Source organism: Microbulbifer yueqingensis, assembly GCF_900100355.1.
GTDB classification, from domain to species: domain Bacteria; phylum Pseudomonadota; class Gammaproteobacteria; order Pseudomonadales; family Cellvibrionaceae; genus Microbulbifer; species Microbulbifer yueqingensis.
Genome location: NZ_FNFH01000004.1, coordinates 148,491 through 159,639, shown reverse-complemented (window position 1 = coordinate 159,639; position 11,149 = coordinate 148,491). Strand labels below are relative to the sequence as shown.

Sequence of the window (11,149 nt, the reverse complement as noted above, 5' to 3'; positions counted from 1 at the left end):
CGCGTGCGTAACCCGTGCGCAACAGATGGATTTCGGCTGGGTTCGAGCGTGAGGTGACGCCGGCGCACAACTTTGCCACTATCTCCTCTGGCGAAGACAAAAACGCAAAAATAAAAAGCATGAAAAAAATCAACTGGTACCCCCCCGTCATCCTCGGCCTGCTGGCGCTGCTGGTCATTACCTTCGGTGCGCTGGTGGTATCCCGCTCCGAGCAAGGGCCCGCCCGGCAGTTCACCGAGGACGGCAGCCGCGAGACGTTCGAGTGGAAGCTGGTCACCACCTGGCCCAAGAACTTCCCGGGCCTCGGCAGTGCACCGGAGCGCTTTGCCCGCACTGTCGAGGCCATGTCCGACGGCCGCCTGAAGATCAAGGTGTACGGCGCCGGGGAGCTGGTGCCGGCCATGGGCGTGTTCGGCGCGGTATCCGAGGGCGCGGCGCAGGTAGGCCACGGTGCGGCCTACTACTGGAAAGGCAAGGTGCCGGCGGCACAGTTCTTTACCGCCGTGCCCTTCGGGTTAAACGCCCAGGAGATGAACGGCTGGCTGCATTACGGCGGCGGCCGCGAGCTGTGGGAAGAGCTCTATGCGCCCTTCAACCTGATCCCCATGGCCGGCGGCTCCACCGGCGTGCAGATGGCCGGCTGGTTCAACAAAGAGATCAACACGGTGGAGGACCTGCAGGGCCTCAAGATGCGCATTCCCGGCCTGGGCGGTGAGGTGCTGAACCGGGCCGGCGGCACCGCCGTGACCATTCCCGGCGGCGAGCTGTACACCGCATTGCAGACCGGGGTGATCGATGCCACCGAGTGGGTGGGTCCCTACAACGACCTGGCCTTCGGCTTCCACCAGATCGCCAAATACTATTACTACCCGGGTTGGCACGAACCGGGCTCTATCCTCGAGTTTATCTTCAACAAGACCGCCTTCGAGAAGCTGCCGAAGGACCTGCAGGCCATAGTGCGCGTGGCCGCCCGCGACGCCAACCAGGATATGCTCGACGAGTACACCGCGCGCAACAATCGCGCCCTGCAGGAGCTGGTCGAGCAGCATGGCGTGCAGCTGCGGCGCCTGCCGGACGAGGTACTGGCACACCTGAAGGCAGTGAACCGGGAAATCCTGGAAGAGACCGCAGCCGAAGACCCCCAGTTCGCGCGGGTCTACGAGGCCTTCAAGGAATTCAGGGACGATGTGATTCCCTATCATCGCATCAGCGAAGAGGCTTATTACCAGACCAGAGCAATTAGCGCGGATTAAAAAAACGGGGCCCTGTGGCCCCGTTTTTTGATTACCGTAATGAATCAGTAATCGTAAGCACCTGCAGATGTTTCAGGCTTTATGCCTTCTGCTTTATCGGCCACCATTACCTCGGTAGTCAACATCAGGCCGGCGATGGAGCCCGCGTTCTGCAGCGCTGAGCGGGTGACCTTGGCCGGGTCGATGATGCCGAATTCCAGCATATCGCCGTAGTCTGCGGTCTGGGCGTTGTAGCCGTAATTGGGGTTATCGTGCGCCCGCACATTGTTCAGCACCACGCTGCCGTCCACGCCGGCGTTGGCAACGATCTGACGGAAAGGTTCTTCCATCGCCCGCAGCGCGATATTGATCCCCACCTGCTGGTCGTCGTTGGCGCCTTTGATCCCGCTTTTACGCAGGCTGTCGGCAACGCGCACCAGCGCCAGGCCACCACCGGGTACAATGCCCTCTTCCACCGCCGCGCGGGTTGCATGGAAGGCGTCGTCCACCAGGTCCTTCTTCTCTTTCATTTCCACTTCGGTAGCGGCACCGACCTTGATCACGGCAACGCCGCCGGCCAGCTTTGCTACGCGCTCCTGCAGCTTTTCCCGGTCGTAATCGGAAGTGGAAGCCTCGATCTCAGCACGGATCTGTTTTACCCGGCCATCGATGGCCGCTTTGTCCCCGGCACCATCCACAATCACGGTGTTGTCCTTGCCGATCACGATGCGCTTGGCGCTTCCCAGCTGTTCCAGCTGTGCTTTTTCCAGGGTGAGCCCGACCTCCTCGGAGATCACCCTGGCGCCGGTGAGGGTGGCGATGTCTTCCAGCATCGCTTTGCGGCGATCGCCAAAGCCGGGCGCCTTGGCCGCTGCCACCTTGATGATACCCCGCAGGCTGTTGACTACCAGTGTGGCCAGCGCCTCGCCCTCGATATCCTCGGCGATCACTACCAGTGGTCGACCGGCCTTGGCAACGGATTCCAGTAGCGGTAGCAGGTCGCGGATATTGCTGATTTTCTTGTCGAAGAGCAGGATGAAGGGGTTATCGAGTTCCGCCTGCATCTTCTCCTGGCTGGTCACGAAGTAAGGGGATAGGTAGCCGCGATCAAACTGCATGCCCTCCACTACTTCCAGCTCGTTGTGCAGCGACTTGCCTTCCTCAACGGTGATTACGCCGTCGCGGCCCACTTTCTCCATGGCCTCAGCAATAATCCTGCCGATGTCCTCGTTCCAGTTGGCGGACACTGTGCCCACCTGGCCGATGGACCTGGTGTCGTCGCAGGGTTTGGAGAGTTTGGCGAGTTCCTCTACCGCAGCCTTTACGGCCGTATCGATGCCGCGTTTCAGGTCCATCGGATTCATACCCGCGGCGATGGACTTGTGTCCCTCTCGCAGCAGCGCGTGGGCCAGTACCGTGGCGGTGGTGGTGCCGTCGCCGGCGACATCTGCGGTCTTGGACGCAACTTCCTTGACCATCTGTGCGCCCATGTTCTGGAACTTGTCCTTGAGCTCGATCTCCTTCGCCACGGAAACGCCGTCTTTGGTCACTCGCGGCGCCCCAAAACTTTTGCTCAGTACCACGTTGCGGCCTTTGGGGCCGAGTGTGGCCTTGACGGCGTTTGCCAGGATATTTACGCCGGTCAGCATGCGCTCGCGGGCGTCATCGGAAAACTTTACGGCCTTCGCACTCATGCGGCTTTCTCCTGCTGTTGGGTCGGTTCAACGATGGCGAGGATGTCGGACTCCTTGACGATAAGGTAGGTCTCGCCGTCGTGTTTGATTTCACTGCCGGCGTACTGGCCGAATAGCACCCGGTCACCCACCTTGACGGCCAGCGCGCGCAATTCACCGTTATCCAGCGCCGCACCATTGCCGATGGCAATTACCTCGCCCTGGGTGGGCTTTTCTGCGGCTTTGTCTGGAATGATGATGCCGCTGGCGGTCGTGGTTTCCGCGGCGAGGCGTTTGACAACCACCCGGTCGTAGAGCGGTTTGATACTCATCGGATTTCCTCCCAATAAGCATGTGCAATTCAATGGTTGAAGATTCGAAGTCCTGGGACGCTGACCATCCCCCGACAGCGGCAAAATAGGAGCGCGAGGGGCATTTTCAAGAGGGACGCGCGGCGGATTTTGTATAATTTTTTATTATATAAAAACGGTTTTTAACAATTGAAAGCGCAGAAATCTGGCTTATAGTTTTCAGTAGGGCAACAGGATTCACGGGAGGTGGGACCATGTCGCTGCGGAACCAGCCCGACTTTGAGAGAACGCTGGCGGACTATTTCCGCAACCGGTTGGAAGAGTGCGGCCGCGAACTGGAGCCCCTGCCCCAGGAGGACACGCTCTGGTATATGGGCAGCATGCTAGCCCGTTTCGGTGACAGCGATGAGCTGTTCACCTATGACCAGGGGCAGCTGGGCATCCGCCCGCTGGCACTTCTCTACAAGGACGCCCACGAGGCGGCGAGTGACTGGGAGCGCTGCCAGATACTGCGACAGCTGGGGGACCTGGCGCTGTTTCTCGGCGGGCTCTTCCCGGATAACTACGCCCGGCGCGGCATCCGGCAGGACTACTTCATCGGCATGGGCGGTGGCGCTTACGACTACCTGGCAGACAATGCGCGCGACAACCGGCACGTGTTCTCTGAACTCGCCGCTATGTTCGGCCGCTTGCTGGAACTGGTGGCGCGGGCCTGCGCCAAGGAGCATCCCTACGACGCCCACGATGTGCTTGAGCTATATCAGCGCTGGCGGCGCAGCGGCGACCCGCGGCTGGCCAGGGAACTGGGCCGGCTGGGAATCGTGCTGCCCGAAGCGGAGGGCCGCCACTGACGGCGGCCGCGCCGGAAACAGGTCAGAGGGGCAGCGGACGGGTATTACCGCGGTCATCGATCGCCACGAACACGAACTCGCCCTCGGTGACTTTCACTTGTTCCCCGGAATCCACCCGCGTCAGCCAGACTTCCACCATGCAGCGGATAGAGGAGCGACCCACTTCCAGTGGTTCGGCGTAACAGCTGACGGTGGAGCCGACAGGCACCGGGCGCAGGAACACCATATTGCCGGTAGCCACCGTGGTCACGCGGCCGCGGGCGATACTCTGGGCGAGGATGGCGCCGGCCAGGTCCATCTGTGACATCAGCCAGCCGGCAAAAACGTCTCCCTGCGGGTTGGTGTCCCGCGGCATGGCCAGGGTCTGCAGGGTCAGGGTGCCGGTGGGTTGCGGCTCTTCATCAAGTGCGGACATCGGATACTCACGAATTGTTAGAGTTATTGGCGCTCCCACACGTAGGCGGGCGGCGCATTCTACCACGGATTGGGTATTAAATAACCACTGATCTCGCGGGATAATACGGGCATAATGGCGCAGCCAGAGGCGCCAGCTGCGCCCGGCTGAGTTGCCGCCACCCCGGAGAGCCCATAGAATCGCCCCATGCGTGCCCTTATTGCCCTGTTTCTGTTGCTGTTCCTGTCTGCCCAGGGTCTCGCCCTGACGGCAGCCTATCCCTGTGGGGACGACAGCGACAGTGAACCGGCGATGGCGATGCACCATGCCGGTGGCGAAACCACCGCCCATGGGGACATGCCGTGCTGTGACGATGGCGACCCCGCGGTCGATCCGCAGGCAGAGCTCTGCCAGCTCACCTGCGCCGCCGGCGCGTGCAGCTCGGCGACCACGCTCGAGTCTTCCCCCCTGCCGCGGCTGGTGTTGGCCGGCGTGGCCAGCCCCCCGGTCACCCCTGGTCCCTTCGCCCCCAGTCCGCCTGCGGGCTCCCCCTTCAGGCCCCCCATTTCCGGTTGATCCCCGCTGAAGCGGCGCCCGTGCGCGCCGGTATGTCATTTACCAGACAGGATTCAACCCATGTACCCCCTATTCAGGACACTGGGCCTGGTTGCGGCGCTGCTGGCCGCCAGTGAGGCGCCCCTCGCCGACCAGACCCGATCCGCACTTGACCTCCAGCAGGCGCTGGATCTCGCGTTGCAGCAGGACCCCGGGCCCGCCAGTGTGCGGCAGGAAGCCGAGGCCCGGCAGGCGGAGGCCATTGCCGCCGGTGAGTGGGACGACCCGGTGCTGAAGCTGGGTGCGGCCAATGTGCCCGTGGACAGTTTCGCCTTCGACGAGCAGCCCATGACGCAGAAAGTGGTCGGCCTGCGCCAGCTGCTGCCGCGGGGCGATTCGGCGCGGCTGGCCCGGGAGCGGGGTTCCCTGCTGGCGAACGCCGGCTTTGCCAGCGCCGACGACCGCGTTCTGCAGCTGGCCCGCGATGTCAGCCGCGAGTTCCTCACCCTCGCCGAGCAGCTGCGCACCCGCGAGCTGCTGCAGGACAACCGGCGCTGGCTGGAGGAACTGGTGACCTACAACCGCGCGCGACTCGCCAGCGCCCGGATCCAGTCGCAGCAGCTGCTGCAGTCGCAGCTGGCGGTGACCCGCCTTGACGATCGCATCGCTGCGGTAGAGGGCCGGATCATTACTACCCGCGGCCGGCTCGCGCGCTGGCTCGGCAATGCCGCCTGGGCGCCTGTCGAGACTACCCCGCCCCGCTGGCCTGAACTGGAGTCCTGGCTCGAGGCCCAGTCCCTGCCGGTGCCGCCGCAGCAGCTGGCGGGCCACCCGGCGCTGACTGCGGCCGACGCGCAGGTGGCCGCCGGCGAGCGCGGTGTGGCGCTGGCCCGCGAGGCCTACAAGCCGCGCTTCGGACTGGAAGTGCAGTACGGCCAGCGCGACACCGAGGACGCCAGTGATTTTGCCGGTGCGGCGGTCACTTTCGACCTGCCCCTGTTCACCGGCAAGCGCCAGGACCAGCGGCTGGCAGCAGCGAGGGCGCGCGAGAGCGCCGGGATCCTCCAGCGCCAGGAGCTGCTGCAGACCCTCCACGCGGGCCTGAACGCCGCCGCCGCCAGGGCAACGACCCTCGCCGAACGCCGCCAGCTGTATGACCGCTCGCTGCTGGACCAGGCGGAAGAGACGGCAGACGCAGTGCTGCGGGGCTACGCCAGCAATACCGCCGATATGGAGGCGGTGATCGCGGCGCGCCTGGATGCCATCGAGGCGCAGATCAGCGCCGCGCAACTGGACTACGGCTATTTCCGCGCGCTGGCAGAGCTGCGCTACTACCTGGCCGGCGGGCCCGATGCCGCGCCGGCAGCCAAATAGCCACCCAACCGAGAACGGGCAGCCGCTGGCTGCCGGTAACAGGATACTGAAGATGAGAAACATACTGCTTACGACTGTTGCGGCCCTGGCCGGACTGGGCGCGGGCTGGTGGCTCTCTGCCGATCGCGGCGGAGCGGACGCGGGCGCGGGAGCGTCCGCCGAACGCAAGATCCTCTACTGGGTCGCGCCGATGGATTCCAGCTACCGCCGCGATGGCCCCGGCAAGTCCCCCATGGGCATGGACCTGGTTCCCGTCTACGAGGGTGAGGAAAAGGAACAGCAGCCGGGCACGGTGAACATCTCCTCCCAGGTGCAGAACAACCTGGGTGTGCGCACCGCCGCAGCCGAGCTGGGTGAGGTTGCTACGGGGGTGCGGGCTGTCGGCCTGGTGCGCCTCGATGAGCAGCAGGTGCAGCACCAGCACAGCCGGCTCAGCGGCTGGGTGCAGAAAACCTGGGTCAAGGCCGTGGGCGACCGGGTGCGCAAGGGCCAGTCCCTGCTGGAGCTCTACTCGCCCGAGCTGGTCAAGGCCCAGAGCGAGCTGGCGGCGGCGGTGAAAAGCGGTAACCGCACCCTGGTGTCCGCCACCCGCGAACGCCTGCAGAGCCTGGGTATCCCGAATGACCAGATCAGGCGGGTAGAAACCACCGGCGAGGTGCGCGAGACCATCACCCTCTACGCCGAGGCTTCCGGCTACGTGAACAAGCTGGGTATCCGCGAGGGCATGTACATCACCCCGGCCAACGCGCTGGTGTCCGTGGGCCCGCTGGACACGGTATGGGTCGAGGGGGACATCTTCCCGCGCGAGGGCCAGCAGGTCCGCGAGGGTGGCAGCGCCGAGATCAGCGCCGACATAGCGCCCGACCGCCGTTGGGACGGCCGTATCCTGCAGGTGCTGCCGAACCTGGACGAGCAGACCCGCACCCTCACCGTGCGCGTGGAGGTGGACAACCCCGACCAGGTACTGCGCCCGGGCATGTTCGTGCAGCTGGAGCTGGATGGCCCGGCCCAGGAGGCGCTCACGGTGCCCCGCAGTGCCCTGATCCGCACCGGCAAAATGGACCGGGTGGTACTGGCCGAGGGTGATGGCAACTTCCGCTCGGTGCGGGTCCGCGCCGGCCGCGAATTCGGTGACCGGGTCGAGATTCTCGAGGGCCTGCAAGCGGGCGAAGAGGTGGTCACCTCGGCCCAGTTCCTGATCGATTCCGAGTCCAGTATCAGCGCGGACCTTGAGCGCATCGAGCAGCCCGCCGAAACCCTCACGCCATGGGCCCATGCCCGGGTGCTGAGCATGCCCGACGACAACCACTACGCGCGGCTCGAGCACGGGCCGGTAGCCGAGTGGGACTGGCCGTCGATGGTCATGGGCTTCTACGTGGCCGACAGCGCCGGCGAGGCCCTGCGCCGGGCTATGGAGAGCGACCGCGAGGTAATGGTGCAGCTGCGCCAGCGGGAGGATGAAAAGTACGAGGTGATCGCGGTGCGCGCCCATGGCCAGGACCAGGGCGAAAGCCTGGAGCTGCCGGCGCCGCGCCAGGAGGCGCCCTCCCCAGGCGGCAGCCACGAGGGTCACGGCGGACATAACGGCGGGCATGATAGCGACGCCCACGCCGGCCACGGGGACATGCACCAATGATTGAGCGGATTATCCACTGGTCCCTGGCCAACCGCGTCCTGGTGCTGCTGGCGGCAGTGGCGCTGGCGGTGGGCGGCCTCTACAGCCTGCGCCAGACCCCGGTCGACGCGCTGCCGGACCTGTCCGATGTGCAGGTGATCATCAAGACCCGCTATCCCGGCCAGGCACCGCAGGTGGTGGAGGACCAGGTCACCTATCCCCTGACCACCGCCATGCTGTCCGTGCCTGACGCGGTGACAGTGCGCGGCTACTCCTTTTTCGGCGATTCCTACGTCTACGTCATCTTCGACGACGATGTGGACCTCTACTGGGCGCGCTCACGGGTGCTCGAGTACCTGAGCCAGGTGGCGCCGCGACTGCCGGAGGGCGCCAGCCCCGAGCTGGGCCCGGACGCCACCGGCGTCGGCTGGATCTACAGCTACACCCTGGTGGACCGCAGTGGCCGCCATGACCTGGCCCAGCTGCGCAGCCTGCAGGACTGGTTCCTCAAATATGAACTCCAGACCCTGCCCGGCGTCGCCGAGGTGGCGACGGTGGGCGGCATGGTGCGCCAGTACCAGGTGCAGGTAGACCCGTTGCGCCTGCGCGCCTACGACCTGAGCCTGGCCAGCGTCGAGCAAGCCATCGCCCGCGGCAACCGCGAATCCGGCGCCTCGGTGGTGGAGATGGGCGAGGCCGAGTACATGGTGCGCGCCAGCGGTTATATCCGCGGCCTGGAGGACCTGCGCCAGCTGCCCCTGGGCGTGGGCGAGCGCGGCACCCCCCTGCTGCTGGGGGATGTGGCGGATATCAGCCTCGGCCCGCAGATGCGCCGCGGCATCTCCGAGCTCGACGGCGAGGGCGAGGCGGTCGGCGGCATCATCGTGATGCGCTTCGGCGAGAATGCTCGCGCGGTGATCGAGCGGGTGACCCAGCGCCTGGAGGAGCTGCAGCAGAGCCTGCCGGCCGGGGTGGAGATAGTCCCCACCTACGACCGCAGCGAGCTGATCGACAGTGCCGTGGACAACCTGGGCCACAAGCTGCTGGAGGAATTCATCGTGGTGGCGCTGGTATGCGCCCTGTTCCTGTTCCACCTGCGCTCGTCGCTGGTGATCGCCATCAGCCTGCCGCTGGGGATTCTCGGCGCCTTCGTGATCATGCGCCTGCAGGGCATCAATGCCAACATCATGAGCCTGGGCGGCATCGCCATCGCCATCGGTGCCATGGTGGACGGCGCCATCGTGATGATCGAGAACCTGCACAAGCACATGGAGCGGGAGCGCCTCACGGATGACAACCGCTGGCAGCTGGTGGCCCGCGCGGCCACAGAGGTGGGTCCGCCGCTGTTCTTCAGCCTGCTGATCATCACCCTCAGCTTCCTGCCGGTGTTCGCGCTGGAGGGCCAGGAGGGGCGCCTGTTCGCGCCGCTGGCCTACACCAAGACCTATGCCATGGCGGTGGCGGCGGGACTGGCCATCACCCTGGTGCCGGTACTGATGGGCTATTTCGTCCGCGGCCGCGTGCGCCCGGAGGGGGACAACCCGGTCAACCGGGGTTTCACCGCGGTATACCGCCCGGCGCTGGAGCTGGTGCTGCGCCACCCGCGCCTGGTGATCGCCGCCGCCCTGCTGTTGCTGGCCAGTGCACTCTACCCCCTGGCGAAGCTGGGCAGCGAGTTCATGCCGCCGCTGGACGAGGGCGACCTGATGTACATGCCCAGCACCCACCCGGGTATCTCCATCGGCAAGGCGCGCGAGCTGCTGCAGCAGACCGACAAGATGATCATGACGGTGCCGGAAGTGGCACAGGTGTGGGGCAAGATCGGCCGCGCGGACACCGCCACCGACCCGGCGCCGCTGACCATGGTGGAGACCATCATCCGCTTCAAGCCCCGCGAGCAGTGGCGACCCGGGATGACCCCGGAAAAGCTGCGCGCCGAGCTGGATGCGGCAGTGCAGATCCCGGGCGTCACCAACGCCTGGGTGATGCCGATCAAGACGCGCATCGACATGCTCGCCACCGGCATCAAGACTCCGGTGGGGGTCAAGGTGGCCGGGCCCGACCTGGGGCGCATCGAGTCGATCGGCAAGCGCCTGGAGCAGGTGCTGATGGAGGTGCCGGGCACCACCTCGGTCTACGCCGAGCGGGTCGAGGGCGGCCGCTACCTGGATATCGATATTGACCGCGCCCGCGCGGCCCGCTACGGGCTCAACATTGCCGATGTGCAGGCGGTGGTGGACACCGCAGTGGGTGGGCGAAAGGTGGCGGAGACTGTCGAGGGGCTGGAACGTTACCCGGTCAACCTGCGCTATCCGCAGGACTGGCGCGATTCCCCGGACCGCCTGCGGGCGCTGCCGCTGGTGGCGCCCAATGGCAGCCACCTGGCCCTGGGCGATGTGGCGCAAGTGGCGGTGGCCGATGGCCCGCCGATGATCAAGACCGAGAACGCCCGCCCCAACGGCTGGGTGTACATCGATATCGCCGGGCGCGACCTGGGTTCCTGGGTGGAGGAAGCGCAGCAGGTGGTCGCCGACCGGCTGGATCTGCCGCCGGGCTACTCGCTGGCCTGGTCGGGCCAGTACGAGTACATGGAGCGGGCGCGCGAGCGGCTCGGACTGTTGTTGCCGCTGACCCTGGCCATCATCGTACTGCTGTTGTACCTGAGCTTCCGGCGCTTCAGCGAGGTGCTGGTGATCATGGGCACCCTGCCGCTGGCGCTGATCGGCGGCCTGTGGCTGCTGCACTGGCTGGGCTACAACCTGTCGGTGGCGGTGGGTGTCGGCTTTATCGCCCTGGCCGGCGTGGCGGTGGAGATCGGCGTGATCATGCTGGTGTACCTGAACCAGGCCTGGGCGGCGGCCCGCCGGCGTGCACAGGAAGCCGGCGAGCAGCTGCGCCTCGGCGACCTGGAACAGGCTATCCGCAGCGGCGCCGGCCAGCGTATGCGGCCGGTGCTGATGACCACCGCCACGGTGTTTATCGGCCTGGTGCCGGTGATGCTGGGCGGCGGTGTCGGCTCCGAGGTGATGCAGCGTATCGCCGCCCCCATGGTGGGCGGCATGGTCAGTGCCATGCTGCTCACGCTGCTGGTGCTGCCGGCGGTGTACCGGCTGTGGAAGGGCCGCGGGCTGGCCCGCTAGGCCC

General features: G+C 65.8%; 9 protein-coding genes. 6 read left to right on the top strand and 3 right to left on the bottom strand.

The genetic code is table 11. From position 1 onward, the window contains the following. Positions 1-119: 119 nt before the first annotated feature. The gene (locus tag BLT26_RS11300) at positions 120-1,253 is read left to right on the top strand and encodes a TRAP transporter substrate-binding protein (RefSeq protein ID WP_091513901.1); all 1,134 of its coding nucleotides are present in this window, start codon (positions 120-122) and stop codon (positions 1,251-1,253) included. A gap of 44 nt (positions 1,254-1,297) precedes the next feature. Here the strand turns inward: BLT26_RS11300 and groL are convergent, their stop codons facing one another. Further along, positions 1,298-2,926, bottom strand: a complete 1,629-nt coding sequence (gene groL / locus BLT26_RS11295; protein ID WP_091513897.1) for a chaperonin GroEL — start codon at positions 2,924-2,926, stop codon at positions 1,298-1,300. Continuing rightward, positions 2,923-3,237: a co-chaperone GroES gene (gene groES, locus BLT26_RS11290; protein WP_091513894.1), complete on the bottom strand. Its 315-nt coding sequence runs from the start codon at positions 3,235-3,237 to the stop codon at positions 2,923-2,925. Before groES ends, groL begins: the two co-directional genes overlap by 4 nt. A 233-nt stretch (positions 3,238-3,470) precedes the next feature. Here groES and BLT26_RS11285 point away from each other — a divergent pair, with 233 nt between their 5' ends. Further along, on the top strand, positions 3,471-4,067 hold the full coding sequence (locus BLT26_RS11285) for a hypothetical protein (RefSeq protein WP_091513891.1): 597 nt from the start codon (positions 3,471-3,473) through the stop codon (positions 4,065-4,067). 22 nt (positions 4,068-4,089) lie between these two features. Here the strand turns inward: BLT26_RS11285 and BLT26_RS11280 are convergent, their stop codons facing one another. Then, the gene (locus BLT26_RS11280) at positions 4,090-4,482 is read right to left on the bottom strand and encodes an acyl-CoA thioesterase (protein ID WP_091513887.1); all 393 of its coding nucleotides are present in this window, start codon (positions 4,480-4,482) and stop codon (positions 4,090-4,092) included. 186 nt (positions 4,483-4,668) lie between these two features. On the opposite strand from BLT26_RS11280, the gene BLT26_RS11275 reads away from it, so the two are divergent. The 4 genes from BLT26_RS11275 to BLT26_RS11260 are packed head-to-tail and all read left to right on the top strand — an operon-like array spanning position 4,669 to position 11,145. Then, complete coding sequence (locus tag BLT26_RS11275; RefSeq protein WP_091513883.1) at positions 4,669-5,037, top strand: hypothetical protein; 369 nt, start codon at positions 4,669-4,671, stop codon at positions 5,035-5,037. A 60-nt stretch (positions 5,038-5,097) separates the two neighbouring features. Continuing rightward, entirely contained in the window at positions 5,098-6,390 is a 1,293-nt protein-coding gene (locus tag BLT26_RS11270; protein ID WP_091513879.1) for a TolC family protein, read from the top strand. 52 nt (positions 6,391-6,442) lie between these two features. Then, a complete protein-coding gene (locus BLT26_RS11265) occupies positions 6,443-8,026 on the top strand; it encodes an efflux RND transporter periplasmic adaptor subunit (protein ID WP_175453096.1) in 1,584 nt (527 codons plus the stop codon). Then, on the top strand, positions 8,023-11,145 hold the full coding sequence (locus tag BLT26_RS11260; protein ID WP_091513872.1) for an efflux RND transporter permease subunit: 3,123 nt from the start codon (positions 8,023-8,025) through the stop codon (positions 11,143-11,145). The genes BLT26_RS11265 and BLT26_RS11260 overlap by 4 nt, the downstream gene beginning before the upstream one ends. Positions 11,146-11,149: the final 4 nt, after the last annotated feature.